The following is a 21,443-nucleotide window of genomic DNA, read 5'->3' as shown; positions in this document are numbered from 1 at the left end:
ATACTTTGTACTTTGGTTTAATACTTCGCATTAATTTTAAGTTACGTATTAAGTAATTTTCGTGTGACAGTTTTTTTATTACAATAAAAAGTTATATTTCCTTAGAAGTTAGCATATTATTAATATAAATTATATGATACAAATAATTTTTGCCAAAATGGATAATATAAGAAAGTTGTTTTATATTGATATACCATTTCAATTATTGAAATTTAAAGTATAGTTTAATATTTCAAAAAATGGGCAAAATTAAAGTAAAATTAAAGTATAGGAAGTGTTTGTATGAGTTATAAATTATTGATAATAAATCCGGGATCAACATCAACTAAGATAGCCGTATATGAAGGAGAAAAGGAAATATTTCAAGAAACTTTAAGACATTCCTCAGAAGAAATTGGTAAATTTAAAAGTGTAGCCGATCAGCAGGATTTCCGAACAGAAGTAATTTTGGGTATATTAAAGAAAAAAAATATAGATGTAAAAGATATGGATGCAATAGTCGGTAGAGGTGGATTATTAAAACCAATACCAAGTGGTACATATGAGGTGAATGACAGTATGTTGAAGGACCTAAAGGAAAATGTACGAGGAGAACATGCATCTAATCTTGGAGCGATAATAGCAAATAAGATTGGTAATTCTATTGGTAAGCCTGCATTTATAGTAGATCCAGTAGTGGTAGATGAAATGGAGGAGATAGCAAGATTTTCGGGAATACCAGAGCTCCCTAGAAAAAGTATATTTCATGCATTGAATCAAAAAGCAGTAGCTAAAAGATATGCTAGAGAAAGTTCCAAGAAATATGAAGATGTAAACGTTATAGTAGCACACATGGGCGGTGGTGTTTCTGTAGGTGCACATAGAAAAGGTAAAATAATAGATGTAAACAATGCTCTTGATGGGGAAGGTGCTTTTTCACCAGAAAGAAGTGGAGGAGTTCCATCAGGTGATTTAGCTAGGATGTGTTTTAGCGGTAAATATACCTTAGAAGAAGTTTTGAAAAAAATAACTGGAAAAGGTGGTTTTGTAGCGTATTTCAATACAAACGATGCAAGGGTTGTAGAGAAGGGGTTAATGGAAGGTGATCCAAAAGCAACCTTACTATATAATGCAATGGGGTATCAAGTTGCAAAGGATATAGGAGCAGCAGCAGCCGTACTTAATGGTCAGGTAGATGCCATAATTTTAACTGGCGGTGTGGCATACGGAAAACCAATGATTGATTTTATAAGCAAAATGGTAAGCTTTATAGCACCTATAGTAGTTTATCCAGGAGAAGATGAAATGCTTGCTTTAGCACAGGGAGCAATTAGAGCTTTAAGTGGAGAAGAAAAAATTATGAAGTACGAATAACTTAAACATTGCGAACCTTTTTTCAAAGTACAAAGTACAGAGTACAGAGTACAAAGAAGGATGATTTACTTTTCCTTACGTCAGGTAAATCTTAAACTTAACTGTTGTTAGCTTCGCTGACAACAGTGTGATGCGATTGCGTAAGCAATCAAAAATAAGTTATAAGATTTTCTGTAGCAAAGCGGAAGAAAATCATCATTCACTGTACTTTGTACTTTATACTTTGTACTTTAATTTAATTAGTTCGCAATAATTTTAAGTTGTGAAATTTGAATAAAGTAGTAATTGCTTTTATTAGTTAGTATGTTATACTAAATTCAAGATATTGGAATGGAGGGTGAGAAATGATTACATATAAGAAAATTGATGAATCGTATTTTGGAGCTTATGATAAAATTCCTATGCTTGTTAATGTAAAGAGTGTATTTAAATTGGAAAAAATTCAAAATGGATTAGGTGGAGTTTTATTTGAGGAAATACCTGTTAAAGAGAGTATAAAAGATTTAGGTGTATATGAAAACCCAAAGGAGTATTCAAAGCAATTTGATATATCCAATTGGGTATTTTTTATGGCTTTTGATAATGAAATTCCAATAGGTGCTTGTACGGTTGCTTCAAAAACAAAGGGAGTTAATATGCTTGATGGAAGAGAGGATATGAGTGTGCTTTGGGATATAAGAGTTGATGATAAATATAAAGGGCGAGGTGTTGGCACAAAATTATTCAATATGGCAGTGGATTGGTCCAAGCTAAATGGATTCAAACAGATGAAAATAGAATGCCAAAATAACAATGTTCCAGCTTGCAAATTTTATTATAAACAAGGAGCAGTATTGGGAGCAATAAATGAGTATGCTTATTATAGTGATGAAGATTTGAGGGATGAGGTACAGTTTATATGGTACTTGAAGCTGTAAATAAAGACATACAACTTAGAACATTGAAATTGCAAATACCAGGTTTATCCTGATAAATTACAATTTAACATGATGAATTTGGCATTAGCAATTTCAATCTTCCAGATTGTTTATCTATAGATTAGCATTAAGGTGGGTTATATATAATGAATAAAGTTGTTATTTTTGATATGGATGGACTGATGTTTGATACTGAACGTATATTTATAAAGGCTTGGGATTATGCAGGTGAGAAAATGGGGCTTGGTAAAGCTGGATATATGGCATTTAAAACTATGGGAATGAGTATAAAAGAATCACATCAGCTTTGGAATAGTGAATTTGGTGAATTTTATAACGAGGATGAATTAAGGAAACATACTTCTGATTTTATTAAAAATTATTATAGTAAAAATAAGATCCCAGTAAAAACGGGGTTATATGAGTTACTAAAGTATTTGAATGAAAATGGTTATAGATTAGGACTTGCCTCATCTTCTCCAAAGTGGGAAATTGAAAAACATCTACATGATCATGGAATTTGTGAATATTTTGAAGTGATTGTAAGTGGTGATATGGTTACAAAAACTAAACCTCATCCAGATTTGTATTTATTGGCATGCAGTTTATTAAAAGTTGACACTAAACAGTGTATAGCTTTAGAAGATTCTGTTAATGGTATACTATCTGCGCATAATGCAGGGTTAAAACCAATTATGATACCTGATTTGGTACAACCTACAGAGGAAATTGAAAAAATTTTATATGGCAAGTTTTCAAATTTATTAGAAGTTATTAATTTTTTACAAGAATAAATTAGTGGGGAATTGCTGGTAAAGATATTTAACTACAATGCTGAAAAAGAGAACTCTTTTTCAGAGTACGGAGTACAGTGAAGGATGATTTTCTGTAGCAAAGCTCCCAAAAATCTTAAAACTTGTTTTTTTGATTGCGTAAGCAATCGAGGTCCTAATGTTGCTCAGCGAAGCTGACAACATTTAAGTTTAAGATTTACCCGACGCAAGGAGGGCAAATCAACCTTAACTGTACTCTGTTATCTGTACTCTGCCTTTAAAGTGTTTCCCCATAAATCTTCTCATAAACCTCCAAGGTTTTTCTAGCTGTCTTTTCCCAAGAGAAATTTTGTGCATTTTTTAATCCTGAAGCTTTTAAATTATTTTTAAGCTCATCATCAGCAAGTACCTTCCAAATTGCGGATTCTATTTCAGAAACTTTATTAGGATTTATTAAAATTCCACTGTCTTTAACTACCTCTGGTATTGAAGTAGTGTTAGAGGTTATTACAGGTGCACCACAGCTCATAGCCTCAAGGGGTGGCAATCCAAAGCCTTCATAAAGTGAGGGATAAACAAAAATTTCACATGTGTTGTAGAAAATCGGAAGTTCAGTTTCTTCGACGTATCCTGTGAATATAACCTTGCCTATAATGTTGAGTTTACTGCAAAGCAAATTTAAATTTTTAATATCATCTTTGTAAGAGCCTACAATAACAAGTTTCAAATTGCAAGATATATTTTCTGAAACTCTACTAAAAGCTTCTATAAGTCCATTCACATTTTTTCTAGGACTGAAGCCTCCTATATATAAAATAAATTTATCGTTTAAGTTATATTTTTTTGAAAGGTAATTTTTACAATTTTGTTTATTTAAAACTTTGTAATTACTATTTGCAGCAAGAGGGGTTACAAAAATTTTATTAGGATCTACTGGAAAAAATTTAAGTATATCTTTCTTAGAATATTCAGATACAGTTATTAAAGCATCACATTTTTCAATAATTATAGGCATACTTCGTAGAAATTTAAGTAAATATCCTCTTCCAACTGTTTCTGGCATAACATATGGTATCAAATCATGTATTGTAGCTAACTTTAAACAAGGCAGATTTTCGTTAAAACCAATTCCGTTTTGAGGTATGTGATATATATCAAGGTTATTGCTCATTATGTTATAAGGCAAATATTTAGTTTCGAAGAAATTGTGGTGTCCTTTTGATAGAAGGTTAATATTACAATTGTCTTTAAAAAAAGACTTATAATTAGTGCCGCACCAGTATAATGTATATGAATTTTTAGTGTCAATTTTTAAAAGTTCTCTAGCTACATTTTCTGTATATGTTCCAATTCCAGTGCCTTTATATAAGGTTATTGCCCTAGCATCAATCCCAATTTTCATTTAAACATCTCCTTATAGATAAACCAGATTAACTATTAAAATTCATGTGAACCATAATGCCCAGAAGACGGCATTTTGGTACAAATGAATTTCAAGTTTCACGGTGGTTTATCTTTAACAATCACGAAAGTTTACCTATTATATATTAATATTAACAATTGAGCGTAAGTGTGACATGAATTTCAATAGTTGAAGGGGGGTATTCATAGTGAAATGTGCATTGTTTATCACATAGCATGAGTAATAATCATATAATAATCTTGTAGGTGCACCATTTTATAAATAGATTTGGTATGGTGCATTAATTAATAATGTTAAAATGGTGTGAATTAAATGGATGACATATTAAGTATTAAAGAGCTGTTAAGTAAAAATTATGGTATATCAGCCGAAGAAGTGAAAAAAATAAAAAATGTGTACAAAATTAAAACAAATGAAAATGAGTATTGCTTAAAAGTCATATCATATGATTATGGTCATTTTTTATTTATATTATCTGCAATACAGCACCTTATAAATAATAAGTTCAAAAGCATACCTGAAATTGCTAAGACTTTAGATAAAAAGCAATATATTAAATTAGGAAATAAGTATGCCTATTTGACTGAGTGGATAAATTCGAGAGAATGCAATTATGATAATCCGCTAGAATTAATTGCTGCGGTAGCTGCACTTGCAAATTTACACATAAAAAGCAGAGGCCTTGAAATTACTGAGGATATGAATCCTAGAATTGGGTGGTTTAAATGGATAGAACAATTTAAAACTAGAAAAAATGAAATACTCGATTTTAAAAACAGGATTGGTAAGAAGGATAAAAAAACAGAATTTGATTGTAATTATTTAAAAATGATGGAAGAGGAATTAATTAGAGCTGAAAATTCAATTAATCATATAATTAGCAGTGAGTATTTGGTAAAAATGAATGAAGAGATAGCTTTCAAAGGTTTTTGTCATCATGATTATGCACATCACAATATTCTTATAAATTCTAAAGCTGAAATAAATGTAATAGATTTTGATTACTGTATTTTGGATACACATCTTCATGACCTTTCAAGTATGCTTATTAGAAAAATGAAAAATGGCAAATGGGATATAAAAACTGTGTTCTTTATGTTTGATGTATATAATTCTATTTATAAAATTGAAAATACAGATATACCAATAATGGCTGCATTCATGGAATTTCCTCAGGAATATTGGCAAGTTGGAATACAGTATTATTGGGAAAAGCAGCCTTGGGGTGAAGAATTTTTTCTAAATAAACTAAAAAAGATTGAAGAGGATAGGGATGAAAAACAGGAGTTTATTGAAGAATTAAGAACATTAAAGTATAGGCATTAAATGGAAAATATGATTTTGAAGGTGGTATAGTGGAATATTCAAAAAACATATTATTTGAAAAGTATTTGCAAATGCAAGGCATACATTTAGGGGAAGATATAGTAAGTTTAAAAAAAAAATCAATTTCAGAAGAATTAGTTAAAAAGCAATTTCAAAGTATTTCAAAATTTCATTATATAGCAAAAAATTACCATGGACATGATTTAAAAAATATTGACAATAAAATAGGCAAATTAATTGAAAGATACAAGATTGAAATTAGAATTTTAAAAAGGAATATAAGTGAATTAGAAAAGGTTAATGAATTTAACAAAGACGGTAAAAGTATTTCAGACTCATTTTATAAAATGCTTAAAATAAGTGAAAATTGTATATCAAAAGCTATGGAAGCAGATTATTTAGAATTAATTAAGAGAAGTATGAAAAATAATGAGATATGCCTTGGAAATACTTATTTTAATAATATTAGCGAAAATGAAGTGCTGAATATTAAAAGTCTTAATGGCATATGTTTTAATATGGTTGAATTTGATGGAATATATATTTTAAACAAAATTAAAGATAGCGGTATTAATTTTAATTGGAACTCATTAATACATGAATATGCTTTAGCTGAAAAGTTAAACGAAAATAGTGAGGCGTTTATTATGGCACTTATTCTTTATCCATCAGAGTATATGAAATGGATTAGAAGATACGTTAAAAACAGTGGTGAATTTTCAAATGATTACTATGCTATGAAGCTTTCAAAGGCAATTAATAAGTATGGAGAAAACAAAGGGGTGAACTTATGCTAGATTTAAGTTTAAACAAAGAAAATGACATTTTAAATTATAACTTAGATGTAAAGCTGTTTGAAGAATTTGACCTTGAGATTTTTGATATAATGCCTCTCAGAAAAGCTTTCCTAATTTCAACAAACAAGGGTGATAAAATATTAAAAAAGATAAATTGTACTATAGATGAATTTAATTTTATTGTTTCTGGTGTAGAATATATAAAAAAAAATTTTACAAGAGTGCTTAATTTTATGAAAACTAAAGATGGAAAGAATTATTACATTAATAAAGGTAATTTGTATTGCATTATGGATATGATTGATGGAAAGGAATGTGAATTTAGCAATCCTGTAGACTTAAGTATAGCTGCTTATGGACTAGGTGAACTTCATAAGGCGGCAGAAGGCTTTAAAAGTAACCTACAAATTAAAAACAATTGTGGTACGCTTATAGAAAGTTTAATTAGAAAAAAAGATGAAATGAATTTTTTCAAGAAAATATCAAACTTATATGAAGAGAAAAATGAGTTTGATGATATTTTTATTAAAAATGTGGATTATAATATAGAAAAAATAAATGAAAGTGTTGATATTTTAAAGAAAAGCCAGTATCTTAAATTATGCAGTGAAGAAGATAAGGCGGTACTTTGTCATCATGATTTGGCACATCATAATATAATTATAAAAGAAAATAAAGCATATTTTATTGATTTTGATTATTCAATGATTGATTTAAAAGTACATGATTTATGTAATTTTATTTCTAAGGTAGTTAAAAATTTTGATTATGATATAAACAATGCGCTTGTAATAATGGATAACTACTGTAAGGTTAATTCATTAAATAAGAGTGAAGTAGAAGTGTTGTATGGCATTTTAAGCTTTCCAGAAGATTTTTACGAAATTTCTAGGGACTATTATTCTAGAAGAAAGGATTGGCAGCAAGAGGTATTTGTTAGTAGGATGAGTAAAAAGGTCTTAAGCGAGGAAAGCAGAATTGAATTTTTAAATGAATTTAAAAAAGAAATTTTGGATAGGTATTAGGCATCTTAAAAAAAGCTCTAGATAGTAAAATATTATCTGGAGCTTTTTTAGATGCTTTTTTGAATAATAGCATAAAAAAAACACTATCAAGTTATTTATGATAGTGTTTTTAGAATATTTTTATAAGAATTAATAGTTGAAATGGCGGTATTTTGCCAAGTAAGCTTTTTACATAAGGAAAAGCCTTTATCTATAAGGGTATTTTTAAGAACCTTATTTTCAATGCATTCATGAATTGCACTGCAAAGAGCATTTTCATCATATGGATCTACCATAATTGAACTTTTGCTGAATATTTCAGGTAAAGAGGTTACATTAGAAACTATTACTGGAGTTCCACAAGACATAGCTTCTAAAGGTGGAAGTCCAAAACCTTCATAAAAGGATGGATAAACAAGTAATTTTGCACTATTATATAAATAAGGCATATCCATAACATCTATAAAGCCAGGGAATATAACCTTTGAACTTATGTCTAACTTTTCTGTAAGTGAAAGATAATTTTCATATGACAACCCCTTTCTCCCTGCAATTACAAGTTTTAAAGAGTTATTACTTGAAAGCTTAAGTTTTGAAAATGCGGTAATAAGACCAGAAATATTTTTTCTTGGACTAAAACCTCCAACATAAAGAATAAAGTCATCATCAATGCCATATTTTGATGCTATTATTTTTTTGCTTAAAATTTTATTTAGAGGTTTGTATATTTTTTCAGCAGATAAATAAGTCACATATATTTTGTCTTTTGGAAAGTTAAAAGTATTAGCTATATCCTCTTTTGAAAAGTTGGAAACAGTAATTATTCCATCACACATGGAAACTATTTTTGGAATTTCGTCATTAAAAATTTTAAGATATCTTTCGCTTACTGTTTCAGGCATTTTATATGGTATTATATCATGCAGGGTTATTACAAATGGACATTTCTTGTTTTCAGGAAGACCTACGCCGTTTTGTGGAACATGATATAGCTCTATTTCATCATTTTCAAGGATATTAGGTATATTAACTTCATCCCAAAAATTATTTTTTATATTTACATTTATATTTCTAAATTTAATGTTTTTTTTATTGCTTAAATCATTTAAAGAGGTATCTGGCATAAAAATTAAATATTCATTTTCTGAATCTATTTTGCTTATACTATTAATGAGTTCATAAGTGTAGGTCCCAATTCCTGTACCCCTGTACCACTTTGCGGCTCTTCCGTCAATTCCTATTTTCATATAGTGTCTCCATATAAATCATTACAATTTCATTATATTAATTGAGCGTTGAAAGTGTTAAAGATATATAAACTTTATCTTCTAAAAATCCTTTTAATAACATATAAATTATTAATATATGGGAGGTGATTATAAAATGATGAGAGAATTTGAAATAGAGAGACAATTTGATATTAAAATTGAATCAATCAAACCCAATAAGGGTGTATATTTTTTAAAAACCAATAAAGGAAATAAATGCTTAAAGAAAATAAATTATGGTGTTCAAAAATTGCTATTTGTTTATGCAGCTAAAGAACATCTTATAGAGCATGATTTCAAATTTGTAGATAAATATTGCCTTAATACAGAAGGCAATCCATACGCTCTTGTCAATGAAGATATTTATACTCTTTCACATTGGATTGATGGCAGGGAATGCAGCTTTTTAGATAAGAATGACCTTGTAAATGCTGCAAAAACCTTAGCAAGATTGCATGAGTGTTCTAGGGGATACGAACCACCTGAAAATAGTAAGCTTAAAAGTGATCTTGGAAGATGGCCACATTTAATGGAGAAAAGAGTTAAATCTTTTGAAAAAATGAGGGACATGGCTAGAAAGAAAAATAATAAAACAAACTTTGATCTCAATTATTTAAAAAATGTAGAATTTTTTAAAGATCAGGGCAAAAAGTCCATGGAAATATTAAGTGATTCAAAGTATATGGATATATGTGCTAAAGCAGAAGAGGAAAAAGGATTTTGTCATCACGATTACACATATCACAATATAATAATAGATGAAAATGAAAATGTAAATGTTATAGATTTTGATTACTGTAAGCGTGAAATAAGAACTTTTGATATTTCTAATTTCATGATAAAAGTCCTTAAAAGATCGGATTGGAACATAGAGTATGCAAAGCTTATATTAGATGCTTATAATAGTGTTGAAAAATTACATGGAGAAGAATACAGAGTACTTTATGCTTTTCTTGTTTTTCCACAAAGGCTTTGGAGACTTGCAAACAGGTTCTACTATAACGAAGTAAATTGGGCCCCAAACACCTTCAATAATAAGATGGAGGAGCTTATTGAAGAAAGAGAAAAATACATCGAATTTATTGAAGAATTTAAAAAATTATTTGATCAAAAATAATAGTGAACAGGTTATTACTCACCTTCATAGTATATAGTATGGTTTTACTGTGAGGTGAGATTTTTGGTTGTTGGAGATTATGTTACACGAAAATCCTATGGTGGGGATATTACATTTAAGATTATAGCTATTAAGTATGATAATGACATGGAGTATTGTATCCTTAAAGGAGTTAATTTGAGAATAATTGCAGATTCCCCAGCATCAGATTTGACTGAGGTTGATTCTGACAATATGGGAGAAGTAGAAACAGTATTTAATGAAAGTATAAATAAATATATACAAAAAATTGTATTACAAAGAGGAGTAAATGATGGTGCCACATTAAAAAAAAATAAAAAAAGATCAAGTTACAGAAACATAAAAATTGTGAAGGATGATAACGACACTAAAAGCATGACATTTGCAAGACCGGGAAAGGTTTTACATGTAGATGGAGATGCTGAATATCTTGAGGTTTGTAAGAAGGTTTACAGGCAGCTTAAAATAAATACTATTGGAAAGGTTATTCCTGAAAAAGATCAGCCAAGTGCAATAGTAGATTTAGTAAAAGAAATAAAGCCAGATATTGTTGTTATAACGGGTCATGATGGTATATTAAAATCAGCTAGAGATTACATGGATATAAACAATTATAGAAATTCGAAATATTTTATTCAATCAGTTTCAAATTTAAGGGACTATGAGCCAAGCTACGATGATCTTGTTATATTTGCAGGTGCATGCCAATCTTGTTATGAAGCAATTTTAGATGCTGGTGCGAACTACGCAAGTTCTCCAGGCAGGGTTTTAATTCACTGTCTTGATCCAGTTTTTGTATGTGAAAAGGTTGCTTACACAAATGTAGGAGAAATAGTAAATATTCAAGAGGTAGTTAAAGGTACAGTTACTGGCTTTAAAGGTGTAGGAGGACTTCAGACTAGAGGAAAATGTAGAGAGGGGTATCCGAAGTCGTCTTATATATAATATTTATAATTAAATTTAGTTAGGCTATAATACTGATATAGGCGAGGTGATTCTATTGAATACGGAATTGAAAAATATGTTAGTGCAACTCTTGGAGGGGCAAACACGTATTGAGGGAGAAGTTAAAAAGAACTCGATTAAGCTTGAAGCATTAGAGAAGAATATTAATGTTATAGCAGAGGTACAGACATCTCATAAAGGCAATCAACAAAGGAGCTTAATAAGTTGGATGTATTTATAAACGCTAAGTCGGATTTGATTGAAACAGCAGTAAAGAACATTGCAAATGATACAAAAGAGATTAAGGAAAGTATTGAAGTTTTGAAGGATATGACAGGTCGACATGAGGTTGATATAAACATATTAAAGAGAAGGCCTGTTTAATAGGATTTTTATTGCTACCTATTATATATAGAGATAAAGAGATTTAAAAAGGCTTGAAGTTAATTCAAGCTTTTTTTGCTTTGATGGTGATTTTACGGCAGAAAATTTTGCAAGCCAGAAGACAGCTGTATTTCTTGTTCTTCCAGAAGAATTAAGTAATGCTATGGGAAATTACACGACTCAGGTTGACGTTATGAAAATAGCCTGAAAGAAAATCATAATATGAGTATGCAGATAAAAAACAGTTTACTGCATTTAAGTCATAACAATAATCTTGTGGAAGAATTGTTGTATTTCTTATTTTAATAAAATTGTAGTTAATTTTAAATCTATTCTTTTCTTCATTATTTTTTTAATATCGTCATGTTTTATTTTATATTGCATATTGTTTTAGTAGTATTTTGAGTATCCATAAAAGTAATAAATTGTAACTATATTTAAGGGCATTTTTTAAAAGTAATGTATTTTCAGGAGGTGAAATTTTGGAGAGAATTCATATAAATATTAATAAAAAATTATTGGACAAGATTGATTCATTAGGTAAAGCAAAAAATTATAATTCAAGAAGTGATTTTTTTAGTAAATCAGGGGAGTTTTATATTGACTATATTAATAATAACGAATCAGGGGAATTTTTGTGTAAAGAAGTTACCGCTATAATGACAGGAGCTACTGAACTTACTGAGAAAAGATTAGGCAATAGAATTGCAAAACTTTTAAGTGATATTGCAATTCAAGTTGGGATACTGGAGCAGATAATGCAAAGTGCTTCAGATTTAAGTGAATATGAAATATCAATGTATAGAAAAAATGTTGTTAATGAAATTAAAAATAATCAGAGGATATTGAGGTATGAGGATTTAACAAAGTGAAACTAGATAGAAGTAAAACTTTTATCTAGTCTATTTTTTTATAGAATGATTTTTTAATCCAACTTTTATTATTAGGGCAAGGAGTAAAACGTTCATATTTATAAAAATACCTTTTCTCATTGCAGCAACTACAAATATAAAAACCATCTTCAGGAACTATATGATATGATTTATATTTTTTTCTTATCCTTGACTTGCTAGAAGTATCAAAGCGATTTGAAACGAAAAATACAAATTTAAAAACAGAAAAACAAAAACCTAAACTAAAAATAAAAAAGAATGGAGCCTCAAAACTTGCATAACTAGAATTTAATTTTACGCCTTTCATACTTTCAGAAGAATAGTATAATACTAAAAGAACTATTATTGTGAAAATGAATAAATAATAACAAAAATTAAATAGTTCATATAATAATCTCAATAAAGGTGAATAAGATGTTTCTTTTTCAATTTCTATATAAGTATTTTTATATATTGAAGTATTTCTTTTGTATTCACTTTTGATAATTGCAGTCAATTTTTCTAATCTTGATTTATGAGTTTTTATGGATTCTTCATCAGTTTGGGGAACGGAAAATCTTTTTATTGAGGATTCAATATTTATTATATCAATAATTAGATCATAAAGGTTATCTTCTAATAAATATGAGTACTTGTGAAAATTATCAATAAAGTCTTTATCATCTATTAAGTAATAATTTGGTATTGTGCTCAATTTTATGCAGAGAGGTGAATATATTAGGTTTAGCCTAGTATCTAGAATTTTAGAATAATAATTTGTATAAGTATTCTTTTTGTTAAAAAAGTAATTTATCAATAGTATAACTAAATTTATGGACGTAAAGATTGAACTTAATAAAAATTCATTTTTCATGATTATATATCTCCTTTTAAGGTGGTGTTAATGTAATGGAGTTAGTGAAATTTGCTTTAATCATATATATTATTGGTTTTGTAGCAGGTATATTTATGTTTATAATACTAATTATCGATAGAATTTACATAAATTACATACATAAATTCAAGATTATAGATATTTGTCTGATAATTTATTTTGTTGCAGATGTAATTGTGATTAATATATTAATTTTTTCAATTATAAAGTTGAAGCTAGTTTATACTTTTATAAAGGTGATGATGTGATGGCAAAGCTTATTGTATTTTCAAATTATATAAAAAATAAAACGCATTCTGAAAATTTGGTTCAATATATTTCAACAAGATAAGGGGTAGAATACAATGGATCAGATTTTAAAGGCGAGGTTACTCTTAGTCAAAAGAAAGTAATAGATGAAGTTGTAGAAAAGTTTCCAAACATTAAGTAAATTGAAGAGTATAAAAGTTTTTTAGAGGATAAGTCCAAGGCTAATGCATCAAAATTTTTGACTGAAGCCTTTGGACTTATGGAAGATAAGACTGTAAATAAAGAAATTTATTTGAAATATATATCGGAAGACCACGAGTAGAAAAATTAAATACTCATGGTCTTTTTAATTCAGGAGGTGAGGCAGATTTAAAAGGGAAAATTGAAGATATAAAAAATCATAATGGAGTGGTGTGGACACACATTATATATCTTAAAAGAGAAGATGCTGAAAGACTAGGTTATGACAAATTAAACTCATGGCAGCTGCTGTTAAAAACTAAAATTCCAAAGATAGCTGAAGCTATGAACATACAAATGAAAAATTTAGTTTGGAATGTAGGTTTTCATAATGAAGGGTATCATCCACATTTACATTTGGGTACTACGTATTCAATAAACAAAAGTGAAATTGTTAATAAAATTTGATGTGCCAGTGCTGAAGATTTAAGTAAAATCATTAAATATGCAGGGTTGTTTCAAAGTAAGAATTTAACCAGAAAATTTGTTGAAAACCCTATAAATAAAGTTCAAAATACTATAAGTATTATAAATGAGATGAAATTTAGAGAAGAATAGTTTAAAACTTATATAGCAATATAACACTTATGGAAAATATGTCATAAGTAGTCTAATAATGATATAATTAATTTTATAGGAGGGGGGATTTAAAATGTTTAGCAGAGATATAAAATCTGGTATTACAATATCTAATATGTCAGATGAATTGTTTAATGATGCATTATATTTTCGCGAGCAAATTGAAAAAACAGAAGAATATTTTATAGTAGAACGATTTAAAAGGGTATCCATAATTTGTTTTTGTGCTTCAACGGAATCTTGGATAAATACTATTATTAAGGAGAATTTAAGTGGAAAAGTAAAGTTAAGTAACATTGACACAGAAGTTTTGGAATTTATAAATGATCCTAATAAAAGTATACCTAAATATTTTAATAGTGTAAAAAGAAAATTGTATAATTTTGTACCAAGAGCAATTAATGGACAAAGCATAAACTGGAATTCCGATAAACAGAAGGAATTTGAAAAATATATAGAATTAAGTGAGATAAGGAATACTATAGTACATTTTTCTAATAGAAGTAGTCAAGTTATTCATAGTGACAAAGTTAATAGTATGATTAAAGAGGCACCTGAGATTATAGAAAATTTATTTAATAAGTATAGTGAAATGGGAAGTGTTTTAAAAACACCGGAATGGTTTAAATTTAGGAAGTCTAGATTGATTTAATTAAAAAGACGATTGGAGGAAACTATGAAAGATGTTTTGAAAAATTTTTCTTATATAAAAGATTATATACCAGTAATTTTGGCTATATTAACTCCAATTTTAACTTACCTAATAGGAGTTAGAAAAGGAAATAATGAAAAATTTGATTTGCAATTAGAAAATAATTTAAAGGATGTAATAAGTCCTATGTTGCATGAGATTAAAGCTATAACAAGGCAACAAGAGGAAAGTAACGAAAGAAATAAGTTGCTGAAGAAATTTTTTGAAAAGTATGGAGCTAGTGATAGCAAATTATACGAAATGTCAAACAAGTATATATGTGATAAATATTATGAAACCGAGAAATATTATTATAAATTTATGCAGAATAAAAATCAAAATAATTGGGAAGATTTTTGGACATATTTTATAAGTTTTAATAAATTAATTGATAATGAATATAACAAAATCAAAAGTATTTTATATTCAAATTATGTGTGGCTAATGGATTTGAGTAACAAAAACAAGATATCAAGGGTATTTATGGAGATTATGGTTATGTTTTATGAATTATCTAAGTTCATTCTTATGGCATGTATTATATTTTTGATAGCAATGGTTATATATTATGAGGAAGATAAAAGTTTTATTCATGGTTATGATATAAAGATAATGATTTTGTTATCTTTAGCAATATTAATAGTTAATATGATATTGTCTTCATGCTTATCAGAGTATATACAAGCAATTCAAAACCAAAAGGATAGTATGATAAAAAAGTATTTACGTAGAAAACATCCTAATATAATTAAGAAATATGATGAATTTATATATTTTGATTTAGAAAAAGAAAAAAGAAAATTACATATACCAAGAATGTAAGAACAAATTACATTAATTATTTATTTTCAAAATTTTAATGTAAAATAGATTTAAAAAGTAAATATATTTTTAATTTTTTTAGTTATAATATTATTTTTGAGGAAGTCAGAAAAAACTGGCTTTCTTTTTTTATACAATTTTTTATTGAAAATCACACTGAAAGGGGTGATGCAACATGAACAATTAAAATTTCAACAAAGCAAATGCAAAAATCTGTTCTGTATGTATTAAGCTTGATAAACGAATTGAAATGGAGGAAATTGTTATGAAAAATGATATTAAGGTAACTATACTTGAAGTTGAAAATGAGCTCGTAAAGGATAATTTTGGAAAAGGACAAGTGATAAGCTTACGTGAGGCTAATGAAAGATTTAAGGAAATAGAAGATAATCCTCAATGGATGATTGAAGATTCAAAACGATTGGGAATAAATCATCCTTACACAAAAGTAAATTTTAAGGTAGAAGTCCATGATGGAAAGTCTATTAATGTTAGATATTCTTTTGGTACTCATGAATGTAAAAGTTTGATAGATTGTATTGAAGGTACTGTAGGGTATGGACAATATTTAACAGAAAATGAAAAGGAATTTTATAAGGATTTTAAAAACGAGGTTCTTTTAATTAAAGCAGCAGAAAATTTAAAAAAATATATTTCAAGTTTATCTAGTGAAGCTTTAAGAAATATTTATGACAAATTCCATGAAATTGATAGAGGTGCAGCTGTTGAAATGGATGTTGCTGATAAGGTACTCGCAATTGATGTAGCGGAAGAGAAAGGTAAATATAAATTTGATATAAATGATTCCAGATATGTTGAATATGTAAATGAAGTTCTTAAAGATACTATTAAAGAACTTATAGAGCATAAACCGATGGAGGCCATGAAAATTCTAAAGGACTATATAACTGAACTGAAGAACTGGAGAATCACAGTGTGCAGTAAAAATAGGAGCAGTTGAAGATATTGCAAGTGAATATTTTAATAAAGATGAGGTTTTAGGTTTAATAGAGGCAAATGAAAAATTAAAAAAAGCTGATATGGAAATAGCTTCAATAGTAAACAGTTCTGAAGATCTTAATTGTCCAGTTGTCGAATTTTTAATTGAACCTAATAGAGTTGGACACATAAGTACAGCTTATTCTATTGGATCTATGAAGTGTAAAGATTTAATTGATCTGGTTCAAAAATCTGAATATAAGGAAAATAGTAATTTATTAGATGACTTTAATGGTGAAGCGCTTTTAGTTAATGTATACGAAAATTGTAGAAATATTTCTATGGATTATTTGAAAAACGAATATGCATTAGCGGAAGCGAATAGTTATTATGTTAATAGCATAATTAATAAAGATGGAGAACTTATGTATGGAGATAAATTAAATGAATTTTATGAATTAGAAGCATTTAATTTAATTGATACAAATAACAGCGTACTATCATATGCCTTGAAAAAGGAAATTACAGGATTATCTAAGGATTGCTTTGTTGATTTTAGCACGAGATATAAAATAGATCCACAAAAAGTGAGTTCACGAATAGCTCAAATTGATACTAAAATAATATTAAGTCAATTTCAGCAACTAGAAATATATTGGATGCGTCTAATTTTATTAAAGATGCAAATTTAAAACCATCTTTGGAAAAAAACCAAACTCTTAATTCTGAAATGGATTTGTAATTTTAACAGTAAAGCTCATGGGAAGTATTCCTGTGAGCTTATTTAAAAAGGAGGAGAACTATGGAAAACCTATTTAAAGTTTTTAGCCTACATAAGCTTACACATCTACCATGGAAAGCTTATTTGTTGTTCCTATTGCCACCGCTGATAATACTTTTTATAATAGTCAATCTTAAAGAAAAGGATTTAAACAGGATTAAAGATAAAAAAGTTGGTGATGGTTAGTATGAAACTGCAAAATGGGCAACAGAAAAAGAAAAGAAGCAGCTTTATGAATCAGTTGCGTATGAACCGCAAAAATGGAGAGAGGAAATTGATACAGAAAATTTAAAGCAGGGGCTAATATTTGGAGTGAAAAATATTAAGGGAAAATTAATAGCAATGCTCGATACATCTGATAGCAATTCTATTATGGTTGGCCCTTCTGGAATAGGAAAAACAAATTTCTTTCTTATTCCTCAAATAGAGTATGCAGCAGCAAGTGGAATGAGTTTTTTAGTTACAGATACAAAGGGCTATATTGTAAAGAAAATGGGTAATATATTGGGAAAGTGCTATGGATATATATAAAGAACAACCTACAACTCAGCTTGGACTTGTGTCTGAAGCAAAAGCTCAAAAATATGCTAAGATCATTTCAACTTCAATAATTGAAAGTGCTCGTTTTAAGGGTGGCGGTGACAACAGCTGCTTTTATGATAGTGCTGAAGGTATTATTACATCATCAATACTTTTAATTGCTGAGTATGGAGAAAAAAGCGAGAGACACATAATAAGCGTATTTAAATTAATTCAGTTACTTCCAGAGAATCATAAGGCAAAATGGTTTGCAGGGGCAGCTGTTGAAGCGGATATAAAAACAGCTCTTTCAGTTTTTGCTACAGCTTTATCTAAACTCACAAAATTTATAGATAGCGAGCTTGAACAAATTTTGTGCTTTGATGGTGATTTTACAGCAGAAAATTTTGCAAGCCAGAATACAGCTGTATTTGTTGTCCTTCCAGAAGAAGATAAGACTAAATATTTCTTGTTTTCAATATTTTTAATGCAGCTGTATTGCGAACTTTTGAACATTGCCGATGAAAAATTTAATTGTGAAGCTCTTGAAAATAGCCTTAAAGAAAATCATAATATGAGTATGCAGATGGTGGGAAGACCACTTATGGCACCTGATGAGATAAAGAGAATACCTAAAGGTGAGTTTGTAATATTAAAAACTGGAGCTGATCCAATGAAAGTTAACATACCTTTTTATGGAGAATGGGGAATAGAGTTAAATGATGATTTTGTTCCTGAAACAAGAAAAATAGTAGTTCCACAATATATTTCAGTTAGGGAGTTAAAGGATAAGATTGTTCAAGAAGCCATAAAAGAAAGTGAAGAGAAAGAAGTGGAGAAAAAATCTTTGTATGATAAATTGAAGAGAGGTTGATATATGTAATTTAGAAATATTATATAAAGTAAGTTGTTTTATTTCATATGTTAAGTTTATAAAAATAGAAAATACAATCAGATATTGTTTATATAAATCTGATTGTATTTCCTAATTTGAAATTAATGAGATTTGGTGAGAATGTTTTTTATCTTATAGCTAATAGTGTATTCATTAATTAAACTTGTTGCATCTAATTTGAAGCGTTTTAATAATTTGTTTATATTTGGTATATTTCTAAAGTTTTCTGGATTTGTTAATGAAGTTGCAAATGTTTGAACATTACGTTTTAGTAAATTTAATTTCTTATCATTGATTATTTTAACATCTTTATGTGGTGAACATGCATATTCAAATTCGTTTCCAGGGTGTATCATAATTGGAGTATAGCTTATGTTATTTAATTTGTAATATTGTTCAAACCAATTAATTGATCCATTTAATTGGTTACAGTCATGTTTACATATAATTTCATTAACTGCTCCATTTTTACATTCTATGATTAAAAAATTTAAATCAGATATTTGCCATAAAACATCTGGCCCTCGCCCATAATCATTTTCAGGTCTATATGCATTAAAACCTAAATAAAGAGCTAATAATTTAAATGATTCTTCAAATATTGGTGCAGTATCTGGTTTGAAAATTAAATTTTCTAATATGCTATTAATTTTTATAATATATTTATTTTCATCCAAATTATTATTTTCAATAAAGTCTAGTAATTGCTTTCCTTGTCCAGTAAATTTCTTTATGTTTTTATCAAGTTGTATTCCTTCAATTGGTTTTATTATTCTAATATTATAATTTAATGCCGATTTTAAAATTTGTTGTGCTTTTACTGGATTAATAAAATTCATATATTCTGCAACTTGTTGTTTTAACCATCCTTTTTCGCTATCATCTTTAGCATTATTCGCTACTTCTTCAAGCAATGCTATTGACTCCATATAATTTTTTCTTTCACCATTATCAAAAGCTTTTCTATAAGCTAGTACTATTTCATTTATATTAACTTCTTGTGGATAGTTTATATTTAAGAGTGCTTTTTTACTATTTTCTACCCACTCAATATTTCTTTTCAAACAATAATCTGCGATTAGCATTATATCGTCTAAAGATGCACCTTTTATTTGATCACAAATTTGTTTAGATATATTTATTTGCATTTTAGTTGCTACACTAAAATTATTTAATGCATTTTCGCAAAATAATAAGTTTGTTAGTGATTTTCCTAACAAAAAAACTACACAATAATCTTGATTAGATCTAATACCACGTCTCATGCCTTGTTCAATTCTTTGTACAAAATGATTTTGAATTCGTTCATTATTTGATGCTATTGATTGTTCTAATTTATCGTAACCGCTTTTTATATCAGATAAGCCGTCAATAACAAGTATTCTACATGCATCATTAGGCAAATCTATTCCATCATATGTATTAATAAATATAACTAAGCCAACATGTCCTAATTTTAAATTTTCTATTGTAATATCCATATTAGATTCAGTAATTACTACATCTGCAACATCAAGCCAATATTTTGATCTATATTTTGATGGGACTATTATAATGACATTGTAAGATTTGGATAATTCTTTGAATTTAAATTTTAGGTCATCTACATTTATATTGGGATTAATATGTTCTGGTGCAATTATTAGTCTTTCACCTACATCATCTGCTTTACTTGGCGATATAATATTTATTTTTGGGGACATATCTATGTTAAAGTGGGAAACAAATGGACTATCATCAGATAAAGTTGCACTCATAAATACTCTTTTTTGTGCTTGATCAAAATTTGAAATTTTATGGATTGGAATGCTTTTGGGAGTTATTTCTATTTGCTCTGTAGAAACTATACAGTTACATAATTCTAATGAATCGGCCAGTAATGGAAAAGTAAATAGTATATCCTCATCATCTTTATGTTTATGAAAAATTTCGGTTATTTCTGAAATGTTATTCTGCCAAACCCAAAAAGGAACCAGCATGGTGGCATTTGGGACATTATCACATATATCTAAGTATTTACTTTTGGATTGTTTTTTTAGTTCCTCATAAAATATATTAAGCAATTCGACGTATTTTGAATCATCACGCTTTATTTTTATAGTAAATTGTTCCTCGGTAACATTTAAACAAGCATGAACATCATCAATTACGATACTGCCAATAGGTACATTCCAAAAATCCCTCATTCCAAAAACTGATTTTCCATTTATTAATCTATGAATACTAATAACCAAGATGGATTTTCCTGAACGAAAGTCGCTATTATTAGCATCTTCAGTTACACTAACTCCTAGTCTTAAAGCTTCTTCGATAACTTGTTTTACTAAGTAAGGATTTGGAGCTACATAAACAGCAGGTACTGCCCTCTCAGTTAAACAACTTTTTAGAATTAAAAGACCGACAACTGTTTTACCACTTCCTGTATTCATTTTTATTATAAAATCTTTACTTGTATTTCTTACTTCGAACCATTTGTTCAAAACTTCTGATTGAACGTCTCTAGGGTAATTATATCTTATATCTTTGTTTGGCAAGGACATAAAAATGTCTCTTGGAGACATAGGGGGTTCTTCTACATCTTTAAAATTTATTTTGCTAAAATCAATCATCATAATAAATTACCTCCACCATGA

At 28.3% G+C, this 21,443-nt stretch carries 23 protein-coding genes; 19 read left to right on the top strand and 4 right to left on the bottom strand.

Going from position 1 to position 21,443, the window contains the following annotated elements:
• The first annotated feature begins 282 nt into the window (after positions 1-282).
• The 3 genes from buk (at position 283) to CUEA01_RS14390 (ending at position 3,064) form a co-directional block, all read left to right on the top strand.
• Positions 283-1,353: a butyrate kinase gene (gene buk, locus CUEA01_RS14400; protein ID WP_234122387.1), complete on the top strand. Its 1,071-nt coding sequence runs from the start codon at positions 283-285 to the stop codon at positions 1,351-1,353.
• Between the two features lie 344 nt (positions 1,354-1,697).
• Positions 1,698-2,270: a GNAT family N-acetyltransferase gene (locus CUEA01_RS14395; protein ID WP_234122386.1), complete on the top strand. Its 573-nt coding sequence runs from the start codon at positions 1,698-1,700 to the stop codon at positions 2,268-2,270.
• 146 nt (positions 2,271-2,416) lie between these two features.
• The gene (locus CUEA01_RS14390; protein WP_234122385.1) at positions 2,417-3,064 is read left to right on the top strand and encodes an HAD family hydrolase; all 648 of its coding nucleotides are present in this window, start codon (positions 2,417-2,419) and stop codon (positions 3,062-3,064) included.
• Positions 3,065-3,320: 256 nt separating this feature from the next.
• Here the strand turns inward: CUEA01_RS14390 and CUEA01_RS14385 are convergent, their stop codons facing one another.
• Positions 3,321-4,445 carry a glycosyltransferase family 4 protein gene (locus CUEA01_RS14385; protein ID WP_234122384.1) on the bottom strand — a complete coding sequence of 375 codons (1,125 nt, stop codon included), beginning with the start codon at positions 4,443-4,445 and terminating at the stop codon, positions 3,321-3,323.
• Between the two features lie 333 nt (positions 4,446-4,778).
• On the opposite strand from CUEA01_RS14385, the gene CUEA01_RS14380 reads away from it, so the two are divergent.
• From CUEA01_RS14380 to CUEA01_RS14370, 3 genes are read left to right on the top strand one after another with little or no spacing between them, the layout of a single operon-like run.
• On the top strand, positions 4,779-5,792 hold the full coding sequence (locus tag CUEA01_RS14380) for a CotS family spore coat protein (protein WP_234122383.1): 1,014 nt from the start codon (positions 4,779-4,781) through the stop codon (positions 5,790-5,792).
• A gap of 29 nt (positions 5,793-5,821) precedes the next feature.
• Positions 5,822-6,589, top strand: a complete 768-nt coding sequence (locus tag CUEA01_RS14375; protein WP_234122382.1) for a hypothetical protein — start codon at positions 5,822-5,824, stop codon at positions 6,587-6,589.
• Entirely contained in the window at positions 6,583-7,614 is a 1,032-nt protein-coding gene (locus CUEA01_RS14370; RefSeq protein ID WP_234122381.1) for a CotS family spore coat protein, read from the top strand. The genes CUEA01_RS14375 and CUEA01_RS14370 overlap by 7 nt, the downstream gene beginning before the upstream one ends.
• A 95-nt stretch (positions 7,615-7,709) precedes the next feature.
• Here CUEA01_RS14370 and CUEA01_RS14365 read toward each other — a convergent pair whose 3' ends face one another.
• A complete protein-coding gene (locus tag CUEA01_RS14365; RefSeq protein WP_234122380.1) occupies positions 7,710-8,840 on the bottom strand; it encodes a glycosyltransferase family 4 protein in 1,131 nt (376 codons plus the stop codon).
• 136 nt (positions 8,841-8,976) lie between these two features.
• Here CUEA01_RS14365 and CUEA01_RS14360 point away from each other — a divergent pair, with 136 nt between their 5' ends.
• From CUEA01_RS14360 to CUEA01_RS14345, 4 genes are all read left to right on the top strand, one after another.
• Positions 8,977-9,978 carry a CotS family spore coat protein gene (locus CUEA01_RS14360; RefSeq protein ID WP_234122379.1) on the top strand — a complete coding sequence of 334 codons (1,002 nt, stop codon included), beginning with the start codon at positions 8,977-8,979 and terminating at the stop codon, positions 9,976-9,978.
• A 63-nt stretch (positions 9,979-10,041) separates the two neighbouring features.
• Positions 10,042-10,944, top strand: a complete 903-nt coding sequence (gene yabG, locus CUEA01_RS14355; RefSeq protein WP_234122378.1) for a sporulation peptidase YabG — start codon at positions 10,042-10,044, stop codon at positions 10,942-10,944.
• Positions 10,945-11,169: 225 nt separating this feature from the next.
• Positions 11,170-11,328, top strand: a complete 159-nt coding sequence (locus CUEA01_RS14350; RefSeq protein ID WP_234122377.1) for a hypothetical protein — start codon at positions 11,170-11,172, stop codon at positions 11,326-11,328.
• A gap of 482 nt (positions 11,329-11,810) precedes the next feature.
• On the top strand, positions 11,811-12,200 hold the full coding sequence (locus tag CUEA01_RS14345; protein ID WP_234122376.1) for a ribbon-helix-helix domain-containing protein: 390 nt from the start codon (positions 11,811-11,813) through the stop codon (positions 12,198-12,200).
• A gap of 25 nt (positions 12,201-12,225) precedes the next feature.
• Here CUEA01_RS14345 and CUEA01_RS14340 read toward each other — a convergent pair whose 3' ends face one another.
• The gene (locus tag CUEA01_RS14340; protein ID WP_234122375.1) at positions 12,226-13,074 is read right to left on the bottom strand and encodes a hypothetical protein; all 849 of its coding nucleotides are present in this window, start codon (positions 13,072-13,074) and stop codon (positions 12,226-12,228) included.
• 35 nt (positions 13,075-13,109) lie between these two features.
• On the opposite strand from CUEA01_RS14340, the gene CUEA01_RS14335 reads away from it, so the two are divergent.
• From CUEA01_RS14335 to CUEA01_RS14295, 9 genes are all read left to right on the top strand, one after another.
• A complete protein-coding gene (locus tag CUEA01_RS14335) occupies positions 13,110-13,343 on the top strand; it encodes a hypothetical protein (RefSeq protein WP_234122374.1) in 234 nt (77 codons plus the stop codon).
• 298 nt (positions 13,344-13,641) lie between these two features.
• Positions 13,642-13,992: a relaxase MobL gene (mobL, locus tag CUEA01_RS14330; protein ID WP_329604005.1), complete on the top strand. Its 351-nt coding sequence runs from the start codon at positions 13,642-13,644 to the stop codon at positions 13,990-13,992.
• A gap of 244 nt (positions 13,993-14,236) precedes the next feature.
• Positions 14,237-14,815: a hypothetical protein gene (locus tag CUEA01_RS14325; RefSeq protein ID WP_234122373.1), complete on the top strand. Its 579-nt coding sequence runs from the start codon at positions 14,237-14,239 to the stop codon at positions 14,813-14,815.
• A gap of 24 nt (positions 14,816-14,839) precedes the next feature.
• Positions 14,840-15,676 carry a hypothetical protein gene (locus CUEA01_RS14320; RefSeq protein ID WP_234122372.1) on the top strand — a complete coding sequence of 279 codons (837 nt, stop codon included), beginning with the start codon at positions 14,840-14,842 and terminating at the stop codon, positions 15,674-15,676.
• Positions 15,677-15,941: 265 nt separating this feature from the next.
• Entirely contained in the window at positions 15,942-16,637 is a 696-nt protein-coding gene (locus tag CUEA01_RS14315) for an LPD25 domain-containing protein (protein ID WP_234122371.1), read from the top strand.
• Positions 16,638-16,716: 79 nt separating this feature from the next.
• Positions 16,717-17,307 (top strand): hypothetical protein, encoded by a 591-nt coding sequence (locus CUEA01_RS14310; RefSeq protein ID WP_234122370.1) that lies wholly within the window; start codon positions 16,717-16,719, stop codon positions 17,305-17,307.
• A gap of 110 nt (positions 17,308-17,417) precedes the next feature.
• A complete protein-coding gene (locus CUEA01_RS14305; protein WP_234122369.1) occupies positions 17,418-17,582 on the top strand; it encodes a hypothetical protein in 165 nt (54 codons plus the stop codon).
• Between the two features lie 126 nt (positions 17,583-17,708).
• Complete coding sequence (locus CUEA01_RS14300; protein WP_234122368.1) at positions 17,709-17,927, top strand: type IV secretory system conjugative DNA transfer family protein; 219 nt, start codon at positions 17,709-17,711, stop codon at positions 17,925-17,927.
• Complete coding sequence (locus CUEA01_RS14295; RefSeq protein ID WP_234122367.1) at positions 17,914-18,789, top strand: type IV secretory system conjugative DNA transfer family protein; 876 nt, start codon at positions 17,914-17,916, stop codon at positions 18,787-18,789. The genes CUEA01_RS14300 and CUEA01_RS14295 overlap by 14 nt, the downstream gene beginning before the upstream one ends.
• 122 nt (positions 18,790-18,911) lie before the next feature.
• On the opposite strand, the gene CUEA01_RS14290 is transcribed toward CUEA01_RS14295, so the two are convergent.
• Positions 18,912-21,422 carry a DEAD/DEAH box helicase family protein gene (locus CUEA01_RS14290; protein WP_234122366.1) on the bottom strand — a complete coding sequence of 837 codons (2,511 nt, stop codon included), beginning with the start codon at positions 21,420-21,422 and terminating at the stop codon, positions 18,912-18,914.
• Between the last annotated feature and the right edge of the window lie 21 nt (positions 21,423-21,443).

The organism is Clostridium hydrogenum (assembly GCF_021432385.1).
GTDB lineage: Bacteria > Bacillota > Clostridia > Clostridiales > Clostridiaceae > Clostridium_S > Clostridium_S hydrogenum.
This window is presented reverse-complemented; position numbering and strand designations above follow the sequence as displayed.